Annotated in this window: 18 protein-coding genes; 2 read left to right on the forward strand and 16 right to left on the reverse strand. The window is 64.3% G+C overall.

The annotated features are described in order from the left end of the window. Window positions 1–11: 11 nt before the first annotated feature. The 16 genes from QLQ85_RS09460 to QLQ85_RS09535 form a co-directional block, all read right to left on the reverse strand. A complete protein-coding gene (locus QLQ85_RS09460; protein WP_282738771.1) occupies window positions 12–1,937 on the reverse strand; it encodes an acylphosphatase in 1,926 nt (641 codons plus the stop codon). Between the two features lie 50 nt (window positions 1,938–1,987). After that, window positions 1,988–3,376 (reverse strand): hypothetical protein, encoded by a 1,389-nt coding sequence (locus tag QLQ85_RS09465; RefSeq protein ID WP_282738772.1) that lies wholly within the window; start codon window positions 3,374–3,376, stop codon window positions 1,988–1,990. 54 nt (window positions 3,377–3,430) lie between these two features. Further along, window positions 3,431–4,657: a sugar-transfer associated ATP-grasp domain-containing protein gene (locus tag QLQ85_RS09470; protein ID WP_282738773.1), complete on the reverse strand. Its 1,227-nt coding sequence runs from the start codon at window positions 4,655–4,657 to the stop codon at window positions 3,431–3,433. Window positions 4,658–4,667: 10 nt separating this feature from the next. Continuing rightward, window positions 4,668–5,849, reverse strand: coding sequence for a hypothetical protein (locus QLQ85_RS09475; RefSeq protein WP_282738774.1), 1,182 nt, complete (start codon window positions 5,847–5,849; stop codon window positions 4,668–4,670). Further along, window positions 5,849–6,868, reverse strand: coding sequence for a sugar-transfer associated ATP-grasp domain-containing protein (locus tag QLQ85_RS09480; RefSeq protein WP_282738775.1), 1,020 nt, complete (start codon window positions 6,866–6,868; stop codon window positions 5,849–5,851). The genes QLQ85_RS09475 and QLQ85_RS09480 overlap by 1 nt, the downstream gene beginning before the upstream one ends. A 53-nt stretch (window positions 6,869–6,921) precedes the next feature. Further along, the gene (gene rfbC / locus QLQ85_RS09485) at window positions 6,922–7,479 is read right to left on the reverse strand and encodes a dTDP-4-dehydrorhamnose 3,5-epimerase (RefSeq protein ID WP_282738776.1); all 558 of its coding nucleotides are present in this window, start codon (window positions 7,477–7,479) and stop codon (window positions 6,922–6,924) included. Between the two features lie 48 nt (window positions 7,480–7,527). Then, window positions 7,528–8,406, reverse strand: a complete 879-nt coding sequence (gene rfbA, locus QLQ85_RS09490) for a glucose-1-phosphate thymidylyltransferase RfbA (RefSeq protein ID WP_282738777.1) — start codon at window positions 8,404–8,406, stop codon at window positions 7,528–7,530. Beyond that, window positions 8,406–9,317, reverse strand: a complete 912-nt coding sequence (rfbD, locus tag QLQ85_RS09495; protein ID WP_282738778.1) for a dTDP-4-dehydrorhamnose reductase — start codon at window positions 9,315–9,317, stop codon at window positions 8,406–8,408. Before rfbD ends, rfbA begins: the two co-directional genes overlap by 1 nt. 50 nt (window positions 9,318–9,367) lie before the next feature. Then, window positions 9,368–10,444, reverse strand: a complete 1,077-nt coding sequence (rfbB, locus tag QLQ85_RS09500) for a dTDP-glucose 4,6-dehydratase (RefSeq protein WP_282738779.1) — start codon at window positions 10,442–10,444, stop codon at window positions 9,368–9,370. A 3-nt stretch (window positions 10,445–10,447) separates the two neighbouring features. Beyond that, the gene (locus QLQ85_RS09505; protein ID WP_282738780.1) at window positions 10,448–11,530 is read right to left on the reverse strand and encodes a chain-length determining protein; all 1,083 of its coding nucleotides are present in this window, start codon (window positions 11,528–11,530) and stop codon (window positions 10,448–10,450) included. Between the two features lie 23 nt (window positions 11,531–11,553). After that, the gene (locus QLQ85_RS09510; RefSeq protein ID WP_282738781.1) at window positions 11,554–12,435 is read right to left on the reverse strand and encodes an ABC transporter ATP-binding protein; all 882 of its coding nucleotides are present in this window, start codon (window positions 12,433–12,435) and stop codon (window positions 11,554–11,556) included. A gap of 4 nt (window positions 12,436–12,439) precedes the next feature. Further along, window positions 12,440–13,246, reverse strand: a complete 807-nt coding sequence (locus QLQ85_RS09515; RefSeq protein WP_282738782.1) for an ABC transporter permease — start codon at window positions 13,244–13,246, stop codon at window positions 12,440–12,442. Between the two features lie 122 nt (window positions 13,247–13,368). Then, window positions 13,369–15,078 (reverse strand): polysaccharide biosynthesis/export family protein, encoded by a 1,710-nt coding sequence (locus tag QLQ85_RS09520; protein ID WP_407650372.1) that lies wholly within the window; start codon window positions 15,076–15,078, stop codon window positions 13,369–13,371. Next, entirely contained in the window at window positions 15,075–15,485 is a 411-nt protein-coding gene (locus tag QLQ85_RS09525; RefSeq protein ID WP_282738783.1) for a DVU3141 family protein, read from the reverse strand. Before QLQ85_RS09525 ends, QLQ85_RS09520 begins: the two co-directional genes overlap by 4 nt. A 615-nt stretch (window positions 15,486–16,100) precedes the next feature. Continuing rightward, entirely contained in the window at window positions 16,101–17,210 is a 1,110-nt protein-coding gene (gcvT, locus tag QLQ85_RS09530; RefSeq protein ID WP_282738784.1) for a glycine cleavage system aminomethyltransferase GcvT, read from the reverse strand. Window positions 17,211–17,260: 50 nt separating this feature from the next. Next, the gene (locus tag QLQ85_RS09535; protein ID WP_282738785.1) at window positions 17,261–18,664 is read right to left on the reverse strand and encodes an alanine/glycine:cation symporter family protein; all 1,404 of its coding nucleotides are present in this window, start codon (window positions 18,662–18,664) and stop codon (window positions 17,261–17,263) included. 537 nt (window positions 18,665–19,201) lie between these two features. Between QLQ85_RS09535 and gcvH the strand changes: the two genes are divergently transcribed. Then, complete coding sequence (gene gcvH, locus QLQ85_RS09540; protein ID WP_282738786.1) at window positions 19,202–19,588, forward strand: glycine cleavage system protein GcvH; 387 nt, start codon at window positions 19,202–19,204, stop codon at window positions 19,586–19,588. A gap of 95 nt (window positions 19,589–19,683) precedes the next feature. Beyond that, the gene (gene gcvP / locus QLQ85_RS09545) at window positions 19,684–22,578 is read left to right on the forward strand and encodes an aminomethyl-transferring glycine dehydrogenase (RefSeq protein ID WP_282738787.1); all 2,895 of its coding nucleotides are present in this window, start codon (window positions 19,684–19,686) and stop codon (window positions 22,576–22,578) included. Window positions 22,579–22,616: the final 38 nt, after the last annotated feature.

The following is a 22,616-nucleotide window of genomic DNA, read 5'->3' on the forward strand; positions in this document are numbered from 1 at the left end:
GGGACTCGCCTTTAGCGTATGAGGGTGAAGCCATCGTGCGGCGACTCGTTGACGTGCACGACCCTGACCGAGGTCGGCAGCGCTTCTGAAGGACCGCGAATGCAGGCGGTGGTCAGTGAGGAAATGGCGACCAGGGAACCCTGCAACACCGCCTCCACCGTACGCTTGTCGCGATTCTTCACATACCCGTTCAGCCCCCCTTTCCGGGCGTGACGGGCCACCCATTTACGGAACCCCACCCCCGTTACCTTGCCACGGACCCGTACCTTCACCGTGATCTGGTCATCATCCAGCGGTGTCAGCGGCATGTCATGGTTATGCAGGATCTCCTCGATGGCCTGGCGTGGAACATTCACGGCGTCACCGAACATCGGGTAACAGGCCGTACCGATGGCAGCATGTGCGTTCAACTCGCAGATACCGATGTCGGTCTCTCCCACTGGCTTGCGATGGTCCTCGATCAGGAAATCGATGCCGCAGTAATCCAGGCCTGGCACGGCCTTCACCGCGTCTTCCGCCAGCTTGATGATGCTGGGATGCATCTCGTGATGCACATTGACGCTATCCCCCCCCTGGGAGAGATTGCAGGAACCGGAGAGATTGACGCGCTCGCCGAGCGGCGGCACGGAGTGCAGCGTATACCCGACCTTGTCGAGCTGATACTGGGTCGACTCCGTATAGACGATGGGCCGGGACTTGAGGTGGGGGATCCTCTGCCGATAGCGATTCTTGATCAGGATCAGCTCGGCAACGGTATGCTTGCCATCGCCGGTCACCGAGGCCGGTGCCCGCAACGTGGCGGCGCGCACCTTGCCGCCGATCACCATGATCCGGTAATCCTCGCCGAAGATGTGCTTCTCGACGATGAAGTCATCGTGCCCCAGCTTGCTGGTTTCCAGCACGTGAAAGGCGCTGCGCAGCTCCTCATCGCTGCGAATATTCGGCACCACCCCGATGCCGCGCACCCCAGTGGCCGGCTTCACCACCACCGGATAGCCGATCAGGTTGGCATAGCGGGTGGCATTGTCATATCCCCCCGAGGGAAACATCCGACCGCGGGGTACCGGGAATCCCAGCGGCGCCAGAAACTCGCGGGTCGCCTCCTTGTGGGTACACAGGGCGATGGCATCCACCGACACCAGGGGGGAACGGCTGAGCTTGAAGTAGAAGCGCTGTCCCCCCTTGTCGGCAGTGAAGACGCCCTTGCCGGTGCGCAACACATTGAAGCCCTGGCGAAGACACTCGCGCTCCATCAAGTGGCTCTTGGCATCCATGGTGCCAAGCGGCAGCATCAGGGGGGTGTCATCGAAGGCATTGGGGTGCAGTGGCGGAGAAGGCTCCTGGAGCACGCCCTGCAACCGTGGCTGATAGGTGTAGGTCGGTGGCTCGCCCTCGGGAAGGTAAAGCACCTGTTCGGCACGGGTGAACAGCGCCTCGACCAGCGCCTCGTCTTCCAGGGCCGCAGGTGGTGCTCCACAGGTAGCGTCCGTCATCCGCCGGGCGAAGTCGGTGAAGAGGTGCTTGAGTGCCTTGTGGATGCTGGAGACCGCACGCTGAACCTTGGCCCACTGGCGCAGATCGAGCGCCCTGGCGTCGTCGATCAGCTCTGCCGTGGGCTCCACCCAGGCCTTCACCTGAGGCCCCAGCTGTCCATTGGCCAGGGCCTCGGCATCGAGCTGGCTTCCCATCAGCCGTGACGCAACCGTCTCGAGGTACTCCCAGTAACGACTGGTCATGGGCTTGCCTGGACGCTGACCGACCAGCCCTTCCACGGCGCCGGTGAACTCACGGTCATGGGCGCCGATGGTCACTTTCAGGTAGTAATTCACCTCACGCCTGGCCAACCTTTCATCGACCATCGAGGTCAGCCTTTCGGCGTGAGGTCTCGAGTAAGCGACCAGCTCAATACGCTTGACGCTATAGTTCTCTTGCGGCATGTCGCACCATCTTCAAAAAGCCGGGCGGATGACTCCGCCCGGCATGTTTCTCAGTTGGCGCCTTCCAGCGCCTTGGCCAGCTTCTCGTCGCTGTACTTGAATCGCTTGCCCTGCTCGGCCTCGCGCCCGAGGAAGCGGTCATCGAAGGCACTCCTGAGCAGTGCCTTGCGGGCGTCACGATCGGGAATCCGGCCTTCGGCTCCATAGGCACGATGGAACATCATGCGCCGCCTGAGTGCGGAACGGCAGACGTTGGTCGCCCAGCCGGCGCCCTCGGGCGCGACCAGCTGATGGCCTTCCCGTTCTGCACGGGGATGTACCAGGCGTACCTTGCGTTCCTTCTGGAACGTGGCCGGGAAGTAACGACATGTCTCCAGGCTTCTCGCCAGCGCCAGCATGACCAGGGTGTTGAAGTTGGTGGTGTTCGGCAGGTTGCCCAGGAAGATGCCGCCATTGAAGCCCAACGTCTTGGCTTCGCGCTCGGTCTCCAGCACCTCATGGAAGCCACCGGCCTTCTGGGGCGTTACCTTGAGATCGACATAGGGCATGTAGGGGGCCAGGGTGCGAATCGATTCGACCCCCCAGATGGGCTTGGCCAGCATGATGCGGATCCGCTTGCCCTTTGCATAGGCGAAGGCTTCGCGATAGAAGGTATCTGAAATCTCGGCGAAGGGATCCTCGACCACGACCTCGACGCCCAGCTTCTCGACCAGTCCGGTCAGGGAGATATCGTCACAGAAGCGCTTCCAGTCATCCAGCTGCCACCGTTGGCCAGCGTTGAGGATAATGCCCTGGACGGCATGCTGCTTGCCGCCCAATGCGAACAGCAGAGAGTTCACCAAGGCACTGGCCTTGTCGGCATCGATGCGACGCCCACGACGCAACCAACCCTCCACGACCTTCCCGCCTGCAATGTCGGAGAGCAACTTCTCGGTGTTCTTCAGGCGATCATTGAACACATTGCGCACCATGCCATCTTCACTGGCATCAGCCACCTGCTGCCCCACCGAGACTCCCTGCTGTTTGGCGAAGATATCCAGCAGTGCACACTCGGCAGCAAAGCATACCGATGGGCTGGGCCGCTGCTGGCTGATGCCCTCCTCGGTGTAGCCGAAGATCTCGCTTACGACCTGTTGCACCACTTCACGCACTTGCCGGGTCGGCTTCTGCTCACCGGCCGGTACGGGCAGCGTCTTTCCGGTAAGCCCTCGTGCCAACTTCTTTGCATAGCGGGTAGCACGGGACAGGGTTTCCGCGCTGATGCTGGAGGGCCTTGCCTCACCCAGTCCAACGTACTCCTTTCCATCCACTTCGGCCGTCACCCTGAAGAAGATGGAGTATGCTTCGGACTCCCTTCCGCTGAGGCTATCACCCTTCTCCTTGTCGGCCTTGGTGACAGGCTTGTTCTTCAACGTGAAGATATCGACTTGAGTAATCATCTCTAGGACCTCCTTGTGGCTCCGACTATCACTTTGCAAGAATCCCCTCCTGCATCACCCTGCTGCTATTGCTTCCTGCTTCTCCTTGTAATTCCCAAGAAGTCCTTCTTTCTTATAAAATTCGACCAATTCCTGGCATTCAAGCAGTGGCCTGTTCATCTGAAAAAGTCGAACCTGGCTATAGCTGTTTCCTTCGAGGACCACGACGCCCTCGTCATCGATGACGAGATCGAAACCGCAGTACTTGACGTAGGGTAACTGATTGAATACACGACATATTCCGTGCTTTATATTCTCCCAGTCCGGCACACGCTTGCCGCGAATCCTTTCCCCTGTATCGGGATGGCACTCCCAGCCATGCCCCTTGTATTTTCCTTCGGCCGCCACGGCGCAGCCGAGTTCACCACTAACAAGGTCGACTTCGGAACTCAGTCCTCCCAACGAGAAATTGTCGATGGGATAGGACTCGCTCGTACCAATCCTTTGCACCGCCCGCATGACCCTGGCTTGTCCCGTGATCGGGCTGCGAACGACCAACACTCTAAGCGTATTGACCGTCAATGGAAACAGCGTTTTAGTAAAGACACCTTGCTGTATGTAATCGTTCAGGATGAAGGGAACTTCCTGGCCGGCCAGCACCTCGGCGAGTTCATCCACCTTCACGATGATACGGGAGTTGCTATCATCGTTGGTTTCCACCACCGCATGGTGACGATCGGTACGAATGAAGTAGACACTTCCACCGCCACCTCCCCCCAGAGGCTTGGCGACCATCATGCGTCCGTCATCCTGACCGTTGACGACACGATCCCAAATCGGACTGTAGGGAATGGCTCGTCCGTTGCGGAAAGTGGCGATGATGTCAGGCACTCGGCAGTAACGGCCCAACACCTGGGTAAACAGTACCTTGTCATTGAAGACGATACTGTAAGACCCGTTGACCAGCCTCGTCAGCCAGCGCTGAACGTCGCTGAGGTAGAGATCGATATTGTCCGGTGTGAGTCCGTATAGCCGTACCTTTTCAGGAAGGAATCCACGCTTGTAGAGGAAGTTCGCCTGTTTCTCGCTGAGACGCTCCAGATCCGGGTCGGCATGGAAGTCGAGCGTGAAGCGCTTGTGCAGTGCCAGCGCCTTCGGGCCACTCAGGCTAGCCATGAACTGCTGGTGGTGGTCCCTGGGAAGGTCCAGTGACGTTGCCACCTTGGCCCTGGAGAACGGCCGCGCTGGCTGCGGTATCGAGCGTCTTAGCAATACTGACTTGCTGGGCGTTAATTGCATCATGATGGCTGACCTAGATTCCAAATTCGCGAATGAACTCGACGGCCGCCTCGGACTGCATCAAGGGGCCATGCACCTGAAAGGGAACGACACTCGGCTGGCTGCTCAGCTCGATCAACCGCGGCGTATCACCGCCGATCTCGATGTCGATCTGTGCGAAGGTGAAGATGGGCTTGTGAGTGATCACGGCCAGAATCTCTCTCTCGACGAATCGCCACGCCTCTTGATAGCGCCCCCGCTCCCAGGGCCTGGGAAGTCGCGGGCCGGTCAGGATGGTGTTGGCCCGGTAGCGCACCACGCTCTTGACGCGACCAGTGTTGAGCGAGAGGTGATAACTCTTGGCCGAGTGTCGCCCCAGGGGGCACTCGGTGCGCTCCACCACGGCAGCCAGCGGAATCAGTGCGGCGCTCGCCGGATCGAGCATCATCAATACCTTCAGGCGAGAGGTCGAAGCGGCGGCGGCAGTGGGCGGCCGCATGGGCAGGCGCCTCGCGAACAGCTGAAACTGCAGCGCCGGGGTCTCGAGCAGTTGGCGGGCATTGCCGTTGGTCAGCGGTAGCAGGCGGGCCTGAAGGTCGCTCACATAGGCATCGGCCTGGGCGTTCGGCAACCGGTAGAGCGCCTTCTTGTCCGGCAGGAAGCCGCGGTTGTGCAGGTATTCGGCGTCCTCCTGGGCCAGCCAGCGGGACCCGAGCAGAAACTCCCGGCTGAACGCCCGCCAGATCTCCACACCTTCGGCCTTGTCCAGCCGTTGCACGCGTCCCTCGTGACTGAGGTCGGCACTGCGCTTGGTATCGTAGATGACCCGCGAGTGGCGCCCCCCGCTCAGATATGGCAAGCGTTCGCGGACTCCCGCCAGGTGCGGTGTGGGCCGTCGCTCTTCATGGCGCCCATGTCGCAGGTAGTGGATGAGGGGGTTGATGCTGGCGCTGCGGACGTCCTCGTACTCCTCGAGATACCAGGCCGTATGGAAACCGGGCCCCGGGCTCAGGCCCTGCCGGGCACCCTGGCTCATGAAGTGGCCCAACGGGTCCCGCTGTGCCAGGGGATCCTGCTGGAGTTCGGGGTGATTACCGAGGTACCACTCGGCGTTGAAGTACCCGCTGCGCACGATCTCCTCACGCAGCAGCGTCGGGCGATGGCCCACGACGCGCAGCAGCCTGCGCTTGGCTTCATCGAGTACCGGGTTCGGCATCAGGCACCCAATCGGCTGATATGGCTGGCGATGAAGGGATCGCCCAGCAGGGGACGATGGATCTGGTGCGTGGCCAGATGGCCCTCGCAGGCAGCAAAGAAACTCGGTCCCTCGTCGGTGAGCACGAAGGAGAGACTGCAGGCGCGCAGGTACGAGGATTCGTCGAAGAAGGCCATCAGCATCTCGCGAATCTCTCGCCAGCCGGGCAGTCGCTGCCCGACGAGGCGACTCCCCGTCTGCGGATGGGTCGGAAAGTCACAGAGCTTGTGACGCCGCTCGTCCAGCCCCTTGCAGGAGGTGATCAGGCCGGTCTCGTCGTCGACGGAGGCGCTCAGGGCGCCCTCCTCGACCCGCAGGGCGGCGCTGCCGTCCGCGCGCCGCCGTCCGATCACCAGGGTGGCGGCAGCGAGTTGTGGCCGCCATTCGTGCGGCTCGCGGACCAGCAGCACATTGAGCAGGTTCAGGTGACCGGGGGCGAGTTCATCGGCAAAGCCGCCCTGGGGGACGTGCTCGGTCAGTACGTAGGCGCAACCCTGTCGGCGTGCCTGCTGCTGAAGGGCCTGCACCAGCTCGTCGCTGCGCCCCTCGCCCAGGGGCCCCTGGAAGCGGCCATCCTGCAGCAGGATCCGCTGATAGGAGGCGACCACCCCTGGCTGCATGGGGTGCACGATCAGACCGCCCGACGCCTGGTCTCGCTGTCGCCACCAGGGCGAGGCTGCCCACTGCACCTCTTCCGCACTCACCACGCAGTAGATCTGCGGGGCGCGGCAGTAGTTGCTTACCACATGGGAACAGAGCACGCGGTCGGCCATGACCGCCTGGTACTTGGCATTGGCGGCCTGCAGGCGCAGGGCTTGAAAGTCGCTCAGGTAGCCCTCGACGCCATTTTCCGCCATGTCGTACAACGCCCAGCGGCTGCGCAGGAACCCGGCGTGGAAGAGATGCTGCTGGAGCTCCTCGGACAACCCGTGGTTCGGCTCGTCCCAGAAGGCGAGGGAAAACGTCTTCCAGGCTTGCAAGGTATCGATGTCCTGCGCATCGCGTACGGCTTGTTGATATTGGCTGAACATGGTCAGAGGATCTCGCTGGCGTGGAAGTCGGAAGCGAGGCGATCCTTGGTCGACAGGATCGGCTGGCTGCCCCAGCACCACTCCTCGCGTCGCCAATCGATGGCAAGCGCCGGGTCATCCCAGCGGATGGAACGCTCGAACCGTGGTGCGTAGTAGTGGGTCGTCTTGTAGAGCACGTCGGCCGTGTCACTCAGCACCACGAAGCCGTGGGCGAATCCTTCGGGCACCCAGAGCTGCCGGTGGTTGGCGGCGGACAGGCGGGCACTCACCCATTGCCCGCGGGTAGCGGAGCCGCGGCGGATGTCAACCGCGACATCGAGGATCTCTCCGGCCACGACCCGCACCAGCTTGCCCTGGGGCTGCTCGACCTGATAATGCAGCCCACGCAGCACCCCGCGTGCAGAGCGGGAGTGGTTGTCCTGAACGAAGGTGGCGCCCACGCCGGTAACGGCTTCGAAGGCACGCTGGTTGAAGCTTTCCATGAAGAACCCGCGCTCGTCGCCGTGCACCCCGGGGGTGATCAGCAGAACGTCGGGGATTGCGAGAGGCGTTGCTTCCATTGCACTGAACATCCATGTCTTGGGGGCCGGCGGCCCCGGCAGGGCCGCCTACGGGGCCGGGGTCGCCAGATCGAGCAGGTATTGGCCGTAGCCGGTCTTGGCGAGGGCCTCGCCCTGGGCGATGAGCCTGTCGTCATCGATCCAGCCATTGCGCCAGGCGATCTCTTCCAGGCAGGCGACCTTCAGCCCCTGGCGGTGCTCGATGGTCTGCACGTACTGGGCGGCTTCCAGCAGGCTGTCGTGGGTGCCGGTGTCCAGCCAGGCGAAGCCGCGGCCCAGGCACTCCACCTGCAGGTCGCCGCGAGCCAGGTAGGCATTGTTGATGCAGGTGATCTCCAGCTCGCCACGGAGGGACGGGCGGACGCGTCTGGCGATCTCGACGACATCGTTGTCGTAGAAGTAGAGTCCGGTCACGGCATGGTTCGACCTGGGCCGGGTCGGCTTCTCGGCGATGGAGATGGCTTGCCCCTCGGGGCCGAATTCCACCACCCCGAATCGCTCGGGATCCTTGACGTAGTAGCCGAAGATGGTGGCACCCCGGTGGCGTCGGTTCGCTTGCTGCAGCTGGCCGGTGAAGTGCTGGCCATGGAAGATGTTGTCGCCCAGCACGAGGCACACGGGATCGTTGGCGATGAAGCGCTCACCGATGAGGAAGGCCTGTGCCAGGCCATCGGGCGATTTCTGCTCGGCGTATTCGAGCGATATCCCGAACTGGGCGCCATCGCCCAGCAGGCGCTGGAAGGCAGGCAGGTCATCGGGGGTCGAGATGATCAGGACCTCCCGTACCCCGGCGAGCATCAGCACCGAGAGCGGGTAGTAGATCATCGGCTTGTCGTAGATCGGCAGCAATTGCTTGGACACCCCATGGGTTATGGGATAGAGCCGACTGCCGGCCCCGCCGGCCAACACGATGCCTTTCCGCGTCATCACGTCTGCTCCATGGGTTCTCTCAGGCGGGCGCCCGTGGGGTGAGAGAGATACTCTCCGAGCGTGAGTGCCAACTGGGCCTCCCAGTCGGGCAGTGGCGTCCTCAGGGCGGCTTCGAGCTTGTCGAGGCACAGCCGCGAGTTGAGCGGACGCGAGGCCGGGGTGGGATAGTCGGTCGTGGGAACAGGCATGACCGCATCGGGGCACAGCGTCATGGCAACGCCCTGGGAGTCGGCGAGCCGCAAGATGGCCTGGGCAACGCCGTGCCAGCTCGTCTTGCCGCGAGGCGCGAGGTGATAGAGGCCGCTTGCCAGGCGCAGGGAGAGTGCCTGGGCCGTGACCCTGGCGATCAGGCGGGCCGGTGTGGGAACGCCGACCTGGTCCGCGACCACCCCGAGCTCATCGCGCTCCAGGGCCAGCCGCAGCAGGGTCTTCATGAAGTTGCGGCCGTAGGCGCTGTAGACCCAGCTGGTACGGAAGATCAGGTGCTGGCAGCCGCTGTGCTGGATGGCCAGGTCGCCTTCCAGCTTGGTCTGACCATAGACATTGAGCGGTGCCGGGGACGCGTCTTCCCGCCAGGGCGTATCGCCGCGGCCGGAATAGACGTAATCGCTGGAGTAGTGTACCAGCCACAGGTCATGCCGCTCGGCATGCCGGGCCAGCTGGGCAGGCAGTTCGGCGTTCAGGCGCCGGGCGAGCGCCGGTTCGCTCTCGGCCCGGTCTACCGCCGTGTAGGCCGCGGCGTTGACGATCAGATCGGGGCGATGCTGTGCCAGCCAGGCATCGACCGCCCGGGCGTCGACAAGATCGAGCGAGTGACGGGAGGGGGCCAGGACTCGGCCCAGGAGGCTGAGCTGACGCTGCAGCTCGAAGCCGACCTGGCCGGTGCTTCCGGTGACCAGAATATTCATTGATGCCATCCATGCCATCGAGTTGAAGAGGTCAGGTCGAGTCGAGCAGGTCAGGAGACCGTATCGGCCAGGCCGAGACGCTGTCCCTGGTAGCGGCCCTCCTGCACGCGCCGCCACCAGCTCTGGTTGAGCAGGTACCATTCGACCGTCTTGCGCAGCCCGCTCTCGAGCGTCTCGTGCGGCACCCAGCCAAGCTCGCGGGCGATCTTGCCGGCATCGATGGCATAGCGCCTGTCGTGACCCGGTCGATCGTCGACGAAGGTGATCAGATCGCGATACGAGCGATTCGACGGGGCCAGCTCCTGCAACAGGTCGCAGATCGCTTCGACGACGGCGAGATTGCTCCGCTCGTTGTGACCGCCGATGTTGTAGGTCTCACCGACCCTGCCGTCGCTCGCCACCCTGATCAGGGCACGGGCGTGGTCCTCCACATGGAGCCAGTCACGGACCTGCTGGCCATCGCCATAGACCGGCAGCGGCTTGCCGGCCAGGGCGTTGAGGATCATCAGCGGGATCAGCTTCTCGGGGAAATGGTGGGAACCGTAGTTGTTGGAGCAGTTGGTGATCAGGGTCGGCAGCCCGTAGGTGCGCTGCCAGGCCCGCACCAGGTGGTCGGCGCTGGCCTTGCTGGCGGCATAGGGGGAACTGGGTGCATAGGGGGTGGATTCGGTGAACAGGCCCCGGCGATCGTCCAGATCGCCGTATACCTCGTCGGTGGACACGTGATGAAAGCGGAACCCGGCCGCCTTGCCGGGCTCGCGCTCCTGCAAGCCATTCCAGTAGCCGCGGGCCACCTCCAGCAGTACCGAGGTGCCGACCACATTGGTCCGGATGAACTCGGCCGGCCCATCGATGGAACGATCCACATGACTCTCGGCGGCCAGATGCATCACCACATCGGGCCGCTGCTCGGCAAAGAGACGCTGCATGGTCGGCGTATCGCAGATGTCCGCCTCGACGAAGAGATGGCGCGGGCTCGTCGCCACGCCTTCCAGCGATGCCAGGTTGCCGGCGTAGGTCAGCTTGTCGACATTGATCACCCGGTGCTCCGTCGTTCCGATCAGCTCGCGCACCACCGCCGAGCCGATGAAGCCGGCACCTCCCGTCACCAGAAACGTCTTGGCCATGGATCAGTCCCTATGATCACGCACGATCAACACGATCATGTTGAGAATGAAGGTCACGAACAGGGCAAGGATGCCGAACACCGTGGCGTTGTAGAGCCGGCGCGGCTCGACGGCGTACTCGGGGAGCACCGGGCTCTGCAGGACCGATACCTGCTTGAGGGTGCGCGCCGCCTCGATGCGGGTGTTCTCCAGGGCGGACATGGCACTGGAGTAGGTTTCCTGGGCGAACTGAGCCCGCAGCTCCAGCGTCTGATACTCCGACGAGATCCGGTTGAGCGAGTCTCCCGTGGCCTGGGCCAGGCGGTCGCGCTCCTGATCGATCTGCTCGCGCAGGGCGCGGATCTCGCTTTCCACCCTCACCATCTCCGAGGATTGAGCACTCTGGAAGCTGCCCAGGGCACTGCGCCGTGCCTGCAGGCGCGCCAGCTCGCCTTCCAGGGTGCCCACCACCTGGTTCAGGCTCTCCACGGTGTTGGTGGGCGATACCAGGCCATGCTCGTTCTGGTAGTCGAGCAGGTCGGCACGTGCCACATCCAGCCGCTCGCTGAGGCGCCCCAACTGCTGCTCGAGGAAGCGCACCTGCTCCTCGGCCAGGCGCTGCCCCATCTCATTCATGTGCTCCTCGCCGGCTTCGAGCAGCAAGGAGGCCAGTTGGTGGGCGAACTCCGGCGTGAAGGCCTGCACCTCGATCTTGAGCACATTGGCATACTCGTCCATGTCGATCTGCACCCGGCTCTGGTAGTACTGATGCAGGTCCTCGATGGGCACATCGGGGTCACGCAGCCGCGCGAAGAAATCACCGTGGCTGGAGTAGTGCTCACGGAGATCCAGCGTTTCCTGTGCCCGGCGCAGCATGTCGACCGACAGCAGGTGCTCGCGCAACAACAGCAGGTCGCTGGAACCACCTCCGCCGCCGAGGATCGAGGACATCGAGATGTCGGGCGAGGCGAGCTGCGGGCTCTCCAGCACCACCACCGTACGCGAGACATAGCGATCCGTGGCCCAGAGCGTCCAGTAGGCACTCACCAGCACGATCACCGCGATGCAGATTCCCCAGTAGGGATTACGTTTAAAGAATGCTTTCATTCATCAGGCCTTGTAGAAAAACCTCAATCATCGTCATCGGCCTGCTCCTTGACGGCCGCAAGCTCCGCCTTGCGCTGCCTGAGCAGTTGGCGCTTGTGCGTCACCGATTCCATCAGGGTATCGAGCTGCACCTGGTCGGCACCCGCGGCCTGCGCCTCGGCATGGGCCGCCTTGACGGTCCGCAGCTCCTGGCGCGCCTCCCAGGTCGCCCTTCTGGCCGCCAGCAGAGGCGCCGAATCCGGCATGCCGCTGGCCTCGTGGTAGGCCGCGATCGCGTCGTCTATCTCGTCGAACCACTGGGCCCTGCCCTGATGGAGAAAGATGCCGGCCTGGCACATCTCCCGCAGGATGGCTTCGCCATGGGAGACCATGATCAGGCTGGCCTTCCCCACCCGGTCCCGGAAGGCCTGCTTGGCCTTGGCCTTGAAGGCCCTGTCCCCGACCGAGGTGGCCTCGTCGGAGAGGTAGACGTCGAAATCGAAGGCCAGGGAGAGGCCGAAGGCCAGCCGCGAGCGCATCCCGGACGAGTACGTCTGCACCGGGCGGTCGAAGGCAGGGCCGATCTCGGCGAACGATTCGACGAAATCGATGACTCGCTTGACGCCCTGCACGCCGCCGCCGTGCACGCGCGCCACGAACTGGACGTTCTGGCGGCCGGTCATGGACCCCTTGAAGCCCCCGGTGAGCCCGATCGGCCAGGAGACGCGGCAGCGACGAACCACCGCCCCTCTCTCGGGAGAGTCCATGCCGCCGATCAGCCGCAGCAGCGTCGACTTGCCGGCCCCATTGGGGCCCACCAGGCCGACGCTCACGCCCTGGGGAATGGTCAGGTTGATGTCCTTGAGCACCCACTCGTTGTGCAGGTGGTTGTGGTAGCGCTTGTACAGTCCCTTGAGCTCGATCATGGCGTCACTTGGCCTTCAGCTCTTCGGCGAAGCGCAGGTGCAGAATCAAGCCCAGGGCAATCATCGACAGCGCGAAAAGCCACACATACAGCAGGCTGATGCCATGGACGGCCTTGTAGTTCTCGAAGAAGCCCAGGCGCAGGAACTCGACCGCGTGGGCAATCGGGTTGTAGAGCATCAACTGCTGGATATGGTAGGGCTTCAAGGCCATGGGAATGATGACCCCGGAGAGCAGCATCAGCGGCAGCGACAGCATCCGCACGACGCGCCCGATCTCGGGGACCAGCGCCGTGGCCGCCGATACGGCCAGGCCCATGCCGGCGCCCAGCGCCCACAACGACAGCCAGGCCCACATCGCGAGCATGGGCAGATCGGCGAAGAGGTCGAGCCCGAGCATGACCCCACCGGCGATGAAGAGCATAAACACGAAGGAGCGCAACAGTCCCTCGAGCGCGATCCTGACCAGAACCGTGTCGATCGGCAGGACCTGGCGATAGGCGAACAGGCCCTGGTTGGCCTCTACCGCGCCCACCGGACGGTTCATGCCCTCACGGAACAGGAAGAAGCCCATCAGTCCGACGATCAGCCAGGGGATGAAGTCGGCGCCGATCACGAAGCGATCGCCGCGAATCATGCTGCGTATCGCGATGAAGATGCCGACGAAGGCGACCGGCTCGAAGATCATCCAGAACCAGGCGAAGCGGTCGGCCATGGTGCGCGAAACGGTTTCGCGCATGAACATGGCGAACCAGACGCTACGCGTGACCTGCCACGGGGTACGGGCACCGTTGGTGGAGTCGATGTCAGGCATGGGAGTCGATACCGGCCGCAGGGACGGCCTGTGGGTTAGGATTGGCTTGGGGGCTCGCCGGCGCCGGGAGAACCGGGCGCCTCGAGCCGATGCCGCGCCATGGCGGCATCGGCCCGTCGGGGTTAGATATCGAGCGCGACCTTGGTGGCCACCGCGATCTGGTAGAGGATCTGGGTGATGGTGGAGGCGAGCTGCAGGTTGTTGCTCGGCACCTTGGGCATCACCAGGATCTCGTCGCCGGGCCGCAGGGTGATGTTGCGAGCGTTGACCACGGCGCCGTTCTGGCGCGCGACCAGGATATGGTCATCGTCGGCACGCTGGGTGAAGCCACCGGCCGCTTCGATGTAGTCACGCACGCTCATGCCCGGGTTGTAGACGGCCGCCTGGGGCACGACGATCTCGCCGCTGACCAGGATGGAGTCGCTGATCTCGGGAATGGTGATGACATCGCCATCCTGCAGGCGGATATCGCTGATGCGATCGTCCTGGGCGACCACCAGCCGGCCGGAGGGTTCGACCTCCCGGGCCCGTGCGACGAAATCCTGGATGAGCTTGGCCTCCTGCACACGGGTGCGGGCCTCCTCATCGGTGCGCGTCGGCGCGCCGAGATAGGTGGTCTCCAGGCGGCGCAGGCTATCCTCGAGCGACTGACGCTGCTGCTCGGCCACGCTGTCGCGGCGCAGCGAGACGCTGTAACCGGCGGTCATGTCCTCGGGTACCGCGATGGCATCGAGCAGCTCGCTGAGGCGCGCATCACGCGGCAGTGCATAGCGCGAGGGCCCATAATGGCTGCCTTCGATCCGGACGACGATGGTCTCGTCGCGCTGGTCGGCGCTGAACGTCACTTCATCGCCGCTGCGCACGGTCTGCCCATTGAAGGCGTTGAGCGGGAAGTAGCGGGCAAAGGGGCCGTCATCGCGGGAGCCGCGCACCAGCACATGGGAGACACCGGCCTTGAGTCGGGCCAGGTTGGCCACCTCCGCGCCGGTCAGCCGCTCACCGACGAGTTCGTAGCGATACTCGCGCTGCACGTCGCCCACCACGGCGATGGAGGGGCCACGCTCCTCCACCACGATGGTATCGCCATCACGCAACTGGGGTCGGGCGATCTCGCCGTCGAGCAGGAAGTCATAGAGATCGACGCGGGCCACGACCTGGTTGTCGCGTATCACGCGGATATTGCGGAAGCTGCCCAGCTCATTGTCGATGCCACCGGCCTGATCGAGGAAGTAGAGCAGCGAGTCGCTGGGGGTGCCGGCGTAGCGCCCGGGGTTCTCCACATAGCCGGTGACGAAGACGCCCACCGGCTGCACGCCCTGCAGGTTGGTATAGACCTCGACGTTGTCGGGATAGACGGATTGGATCGCCTGACGCACGCTCGAGTCGAGCTGCTCGCTGTTCTGCCCCTGCACTTCCAGCGGGCCGATGCTGGGGATGAAGATATTGCCCTGGGCATCGACGGTCAGCACCCGGTCGATCTCCACGGCCCCCCAGGCACGCAGCGTCACCTGGTCGCCAGGCTTGACGCGGTAACCGGGATTCAAGCCGTCGGCCGCGGTGCCTCGAAAGCCCCCTTCGAAGAGGTTGGCGCCGAAGGGAGGAAGCCGGTCGGCGGCTTCGTCGAGGCGATCCTGAGGGACGGGACCATAGGTACCGCTTCGCCAGTCGGCACGCGGTGTGTCATCCACCTCCTCGGACGGTGAGGAAGTCTGCTGCTGCTCCGGCAGGATGCCGCTGGGCGGGTTGACGGTCTGGGCATGGGCCAGAGACCCCAACAGCGCGCAGAACAGACCGACGAGCAGGGGCAAACAGCGTTTTACTTGCAGCATCATCGAGCACTCCCTGTACTCAGCATTTCGGTGACCAGGCGCTGGGTCTCCCATCCCTGCGTGGTTTCACAGGCGACCGCCTGCTGGGGACCGGTGCTCGCCGACACGACGCTCAGCCGGCGACACTTCCGGCCACTGGCGGCGTGATAAGGCTCGTCGGCCACGACCTCGACGTCGCGGCCCCAGGGACTCTCGGCCAGGGTGATCACGGCACCACCGGGCGACTGGGAGAGGAAGTCACTGGCGTTCTCGTCCAGGGGCTGCCCCCGGCCACCCTGCACCACGCCGCCCGGCTGCGAACCGAAGAATCCTCCCGGGGCCGCGCACCCTCCCAGCAGCAGGGCGAGCCCCAGAACGGCCATGCCGTTCCGTGCGGACCGCTTGCGCAGAAACTGGACTATCCTTGACATGTGGAATCTCTACATTGATGGCGGTGCCTGCCATTCTGGCATGGGCAAGCAGCATGAACGTCGACAGGGGAATAATAGGCCAAGTATTGCGCTTTCAGACACGCTACCGCCCGGGGATTTCAACGGGCGCATTCCCTTGCCCTGACCAGATGACATCCTGTCGTCTGCCGAGCCCGCCCTGTCATGAGTGAGCTCAAAATTGCCGGCAATTCTATGGGAGAGATACGCCTATCTCCATAAATTGACTTGAAAAGTCTGCTTTCTCTAAGTAGAACAGTCGCCACTTGACTACACCCCCGTCGTCGCGAGATCACATCCCGGAATCGCTCACCGGTGCGGGTCGCTTATTGCCAACACTCCTGTCGGCGTGTGAATACATCCTGGAGTGTATCGCCGAAAGTGGGCATCGATTGCCTACGCCACTGCCGTCAAATGTATACACCCAAGGGCGAGTCACTGCAGACACAATGAGGGATACCAGCGGCCGGATCGGCAGGTGTCGAATCGACTGCCTGGCGCACCAAAGAGAACGGCCACCTCCCAAGGAGGTGGCCGTCGTTGTCGAGTCCATGGCGGAGGGGACGACACAGCACGCAAGATAACGGTATAAGCCCACTAGCCGCGATAATAGCCGGGCGCCACGAAGGGCATCTTGCTCACTGTCATCGGCAGGCGCTTGCCGCGCACCTCGGCATACACCGTGGTGCCGACCTCGCTGGCCTCGCTGGCCACATAGCCCATGGCGACCGGCCGGCCCACGCCGGGGCCGAAGCCACCCGAGGTAACCACGCCGAGGTGATGGCCGTTGGCGTCATAGAGCTCGGCACCCTCGCGGACCGGCGCGCGCCCCTCGCCCAGCAGACCCACGCGCTTGCGGCGATGGTCCCTCGCCTCGATCTGATGCAGGATCAGGTCGGCCCCGGGGAAACCACCGGGCCGCTCGCCGCCGCGACGGCGTGGCTTGCCGATGGCCCAGGTCAGCCCCGCCTCCACCGGTGTGGTGGTGCTGTCGATGTCATGCCCATAGAGGCACAGCCCGGCCTCCAGGCGCAGCGAGTCACGGGCACCGAGGCCGATCGCCTCGACCTCCTGCTCGGCCAGCAGCCGGCGGGCCAGGGTCTCGGTGTCAGCGGCGGCCACCGAGATCTCGAAGCCATCCTCGCCGGTATAACCGCTGCGACTGACCCACACCTCGATACCCGCGATCTCGAAGCGACCATGCTGCATGAAGACCATGTCACAGGCGTCCGGGCAGAGCCGTTGCATCACCGCCTTGGCCTCGGGACCCTGCAGCGCCAGCAGGCCACGATCGACCACCTCGACCTCGTGATCGGGCAGGCCACGCCGCAGATGAGCGGTGTCCTGATCCTTGCAGGCGGCATTGACCACCAGGTAGAGGTGGTCGCCGGCGTTGACCACCATCAGGTCGTCGAGGATGCCCCCCTCCTCGCTGGTGAACAGCGCATAGCGTTGCATCCCCTCGGGCAGACCGACGACGTCCGCCGGCACCAGGGTCTCCAGCGCTTCGGCGGGAGACGGGCCACGCAGCAGGACCTGGCCCATGTGGGAGACATCGAACAGGCCGCAGGCGGCACGGGTATGCTCGTGCTCCTTCTTGACACCGAGCGGATACTGCACCGGCATCTCGAAGCCGGCGAAGGGTACCAGCCTCGCCCCCAACTCCAGGTGCAGGTCATACAGCGGTGTTCGCTTGAGTTCGCTCATGTCGTTTCCTCATGGGTCATGGTGTCGTGGGGCACAACGCAGGCCGCTCTCTAGCGGTCGTGGTCCAGTTCCTCGCCCGGCAGGATCTCCTTGCCGTCGAAGTAATCGCGGGTCAGCTTGAACACCACCGGCGACAGCAGGGCCAGGGCGATCAGGTTGGGGATCGCCATCATGGCATTGAAGGTGTCGGCCATCAGCCAGATGAAGCCCAGCTGCGCCATGGCACCCAGCGGAATGGCCAGCACGAACAGCACCCGATAGAGCATGATGGAGCGGGTGCCGAACAGGAACTGGAAGCACTTCTCGCCATAGAAGGACCAGCCGAGGATGGTCGTGAAGGCGAAGACCGCCAGGGCCAGCGAGACGATCTGGTTGCCGAAGCCCGGCAACGCCGCGTCGAAGGAGAGCGCCGTCAGCGAGGCACCCTCCTCCCCCTCGATCCACACCGTGGAGGTGAGGATGACCAGGGCGGTGATGGTGCAGACGACGATGGTGTCGATGAAGGTCCCGAGCATGGCGATCAGGCCTTGACGAACCGGATTCTTGGTCTTGGCCGCCGCGTGGGCGATGGGCGCGCTGCCGAGTCCAGCCTCGTTGGAGAAGATGCCGCGCGCCACGCCGAAGCGAATCGCCGCCATCACGGCCGCCCCGGCGAAGCCGCCGGCCGCCGCCACGGGGTTGAAGGCGTAGTAGAAGATCAGGCGGAAGGCCTCGCCGATCTGGCCGGCGTTGACGATCAGCACCAACAGACCGGCCAGCACGTAGAGAATGCCCATGAGCGGCACCAGCTTGCCCGCCACCTTGGCGATACGCTTGATGCCGCCGAGAATCACCGCACCGGCCAGCACCATGATCACGACACCGGTCAGCCAGTGGGGAATGTTGAAGGTCGAGTAGAGAGCATCGGCCACCGAGTTGGACTGCACGGTGTTGCCGATGCCGAAGGCCGCCACGGCCCCGAAGAAGGCGAAGGCACCACCCAGCCATAGCCACTTCCTGCCCAGGCCGTTCTTGATGTAGAACATCGGCCCGCCGACGTGGTAGCCGGTGCTGTCGGTCTCACGGTAGCGCACGGCCAGCACCGCCTCAGCGAACTTGGTGGCCATGCCCACCAGGGCGGTGATCCACATCCAGAACACCGCACCGGGACCACCCAGGGCGATGGCCGTGGCCACCCCGGCGATGTTACCGGTACCGATGGTGGCGGAAAGTGCCGTCATCAGGGCGTTGAAGGGCGAGATCTCCCCCTCCTCCTCCTTGGCCCTCTTCTCGCCCGGCGCCGGTTTGCGCTCACGCCCCTGCCACATCAGCCGGAAGCCCATGCCGAGCTTGCGGATCGGCATCAGCTTCAGGCCGATCTGCAGATAGAGGCCCACCCCGAGCAGCAGGATGAGCATCAGCGGGCCCCAGACCACGCTGTTGATGGCACCGAAGATACTGTTCAAGGTTTCCACGAACGTCTCCCTTTTCACTTGTTGTTATGGCCTGCCATGCTGCGCCGCAGGCCAACCCGAGCAGGTGATCATCATGTCAAAGGCACTTCCTGACAGATGATCGATAGAATGAACCCGCGTACCATAGCGGATCATGCCGTTATCACACCAGTCTCGTGGAACGCTGAGGCAGGCCTTCCCTCATCATGCTCCGGCGACCAGCGCCGGCAGACCGCGGAGAAAATTGTTTCCTATTGGAAACAGGCACTCTATCGCGGCGCTCCCGCCCCACGCAACCGTGTCGACGCCGGGACCCGCAGCGGACGCCACACGGCTCCCCACAAGCGTAGAGAGCCGTGCCGCCATCTGTCGACTGACCGCCGCCACGGGCCCGGGACTGCACGCCACTGGACGCCACGCACTCGTCGAGCCACCCTGAGAGGCGGGCATTGCCCTGCAGGTACCGCCTCCGGCAATGCCGCGGACGGACTCGCCAAACGCCGTCAATGGCGTTAGCATTCGCAAAACCGGTAAACCTTTTTCGTATAGGAAAACGTGATGAGCTCAATCCCAGCCAACCTTCGTTATGCCGAAAGCCATGAATGGGTACTCGACAACGGCGACGGCACCGTGACCATCGGCATCACCGACCATGCCCAGGAGGCACTGGGCGATGTGGTCTTCGTCGAGCTCCCCGAGGTGGGTCGTGCCCTCGAGCACAATGAGGAGTTCGGTGTGATCGAGTCGGTCAAGGCCGCCTCCGACCTCTATGCCCCCGTGGCCGGCGAGATCGTCGCGGTCAACGAAACCCTCGAGGATGCCCCCGAGACGGTCAACGAGTCGCCCTATGAGGATGGCTGGATCATGAAGGTCCGCATCACCGATGCCGCCGCCCTCGACGCCCTGCTCGATGCCGACGGCTACCAGGCCGTGGCCGACGACTGATCTCTTCGCCGATCTCGCCCCCCGGCCACCGCGGCCGGGGACACTGCTTCGCCGACCGCCCCGCTGCGGCAGGTCCAGACAACACAGGGTGCTCCATGGCTCTCGACAACCGCCGACTGGCCGAACTGGCCGCACACGACGACTTTCTCCAGCGTCACAATGGTCCGAGCGACGATGATGTCGCCGCCATGCTGGCCACCCTGGACCTGGATGGCCTGGAGTCGCTCATCGAGCGGACCGTGCCGGCCGACATCCGCCTCGGCCGCGCCCTGGCGCTGGATCCCCCACGCAGCGAGGCGGAAGCACTCGACTACCTGAAGCGCCTGGCCCGCCAGAACAAGGTGTTCAAGAGCTACATCGGCCAGGGCTACCACGACACCCACCTGCCGCCGGTGATCCAGCGCAACGTGCTGGAGAATCCGGGGTGGTACACCGCCTATACCCCCTACCAGCCGGAGATCGCCCAGGGTCGCCTGGAGGGGCTGCTCAACTTCCAGCAGATGGTCATGGACCTGACCGGGATGGAGCTGGCCAATGCCTCGCTGCTCGACGAGGCGACCGCCGCGGCCGAGGCCATGGCGCTGTGCAAGCGCGCCAACAGGAAGGCGAAGAGCGATGCCTTCTTCGTTGCCGCCGACGTCCTGCCCCAGACCCTCGATGTGGTACGCACCCGCGCCGCCTATTTCGGCTTCGAGCTGATCGTGGCCCCCGCCGAGGAGCTGGCCGATGCCGACGTCTTCGGCGCCCTGCTGCAGTACCCCGGTGACGGCGGCCGGGTACGCGATCTCGCCCCGTTGCTCGCCGGTGCCGCGGCGCGTGGCATCATGACCTGTGTGGCCGCCGATATCATGAGCCTGGTACTGCTCGCCGAGCCCGGCGCCCTGGGTGCCGATATCGTGGTCGGCTCCTCCCAGCGCTTCGGTGTCCCCATGGGTTACGGCGGCCCCCATGCCGCCTTCTTCGCCACCACCGACAAGCTCAAGCGCTCGATTCCCGGCCGCATCATCGGGGTGTCGAAGGATGCCCGTGGCAACACCGCCCTGCGCATGGCGATGCAGACCCGCGAGCAGCACATCCGCCGCGAGAAGGCCACCTCCAACATCTGCACCGCCCAGGCACTGCTGGCCAACATCGCCGGCTTCTATGCGGTCTACCACGGCGCCGAGGGATTGCGCACCATCGCCGGCCGCATCCATCGCCTGACCACCATCCTCGCCCAGGGGCTCAAGGCCAGGGGCGTCGAACTCGCCCACGACAGCTGGTTCGACACCCTGCGCCTGAGCGGCGTGGATGCCGGCAAGATTCATGGCCGGGCCATGACCCACGAGATCAACCTGCGCTATTTCGGCAATGGCGACGTCGGTGTGAGCCTCGACGAGACCACCACCACCCACGACCTGGACACCCTCTTCGACGTGCTGCTGGGCGAGGAACACGACCTCTCGGTGGCCGCCCTGGACGAACGCATCGTCGCCGAGGGGACGAGCGGCATTCCCGCGGCCTGCCGCCGCGAGTCGGACTTCCTGACCCACCCGACCTTCCGGCGCTACCGCAGCGAGACCGAGATGCTGCGCTACCTCAAGCGCCTGGAGAACAAGGACCTGTCGCTGACCCATGCGATGATCCCGCTGGGCTCGTGCACCATGAAGCTCAACGCCACCAGCGAGATGATCCCGATCACCTGGCCGGAGTTCGCCGGCGTCCATCCCTTCGCCCCCAAGGCGCAGGTCGCCGGCTACCGGCAGATGATCGACGAGCTTGCCGCCTTCCTGGTGGAGATCACCGGTTACGAGCATATCTCGATGCAGCCCAACTCCGGCGCCCAGGGCGAGTACGCCGGCCTGGTGGCGATCCGCCGCTACCAGGCCGCCATCGGCGAGGGCCACCGCGACGTCTGCCTGATTCCCAGCTCCGCCCACGGCACCAACCCCGCCTCGGCGGCCATGGCGCAGATGAAGGTGGTGGTGGTGGAGTGCGACGAGCTCGGCAACATCGACACCGACGACCTGCGCGTCAAGGCCGAACGGCATGGCGATGCCCTGTCGGCGATCATGATCACCTACCCCTCTACCCACGGCGTCTTCGAGACCAATGTGCGCGAGGTCTGCGAGATCGTGCATGCCCATGGCGGCCAGGTCTATATCGACGGCGCCAACATGAATGCCCAGGTGGGCCTGGCACGTCCCGGCGACTTCGGCGGCGACGTCTCGCACCTCAACCTGCACAAGACCTTCTGTATCCCCCATGGTGGTGGTGGTCCCGGCATGGGCCCGATCGGCGTCAAGGCTCATCTGGCGCCCTTCGTTTCCAACCATGTGGTCACCCCCCTCGAGGGCGTGAATGCCGACTGTGGCGCGGTCTCGGCAGCGGCCTTCGGCTCGGCGTCGATCCTGCCGATCTCCTGGGCCTACATCAAGATGATGGGCGCCCGTGGCCTGACACGCGCTACCGAACTGGCGATCCTCAATGCCAACTACGTCGCCCGACGGCTTCAGGCCCACTATCCGGTGCTCTATCGCGGCGTCAACGGCACCGTGGCCCACGAGTGCATCATCGATATCCGCCCGCTCAAGGCGGCGTCCGGCATCAGCGAGGAGGACATCGCCAAGCGCCTGATGGACTACGGCTTCCATGCCCCGACCATGTCCTTCCCGGTGCCCGGCACCCTGATGGTCGAGCCCACCGAGTCGGAATCACGCTACGAGATCGACCGCTTCTGCGACGCCATGATCGCCATCCGCGAGGAGGTCAGGAAGGTCGAGAATGGCGTCTGGCCGGTCGATGACAACCCCCTGGTGCGCGCCCCGCATACCATGGCCGACCTGATGGACGACGCCTGGAAGCGTCCCTACTCCCGCGAGCTAGGCGCCTTCCCGTCCGAGGCCGTCAAGGCGGCCAAGGTCTGGCCGGCGGTCAATCGGGTCGACAACGTCTTCGGTGACCGGCAGCTGATCTGCTCCTGCCCGAGCATCGACGCCTATCGGGATTGAAGGACACGACTGGCGAGAGGCCGCACAACCACGGGGCC

The sequence above is a fragment of the Halomonas kalidii genome, from assembly GCF_030010475.1.
In the GTDB taxonomy this organism is placed as follows: Bacteria; Pseudomonadota; Gammaproteobacteria; order Pseudomonadales; family Halomonadaceae; genus Halomonas; species Halomonas heilongjiangensis.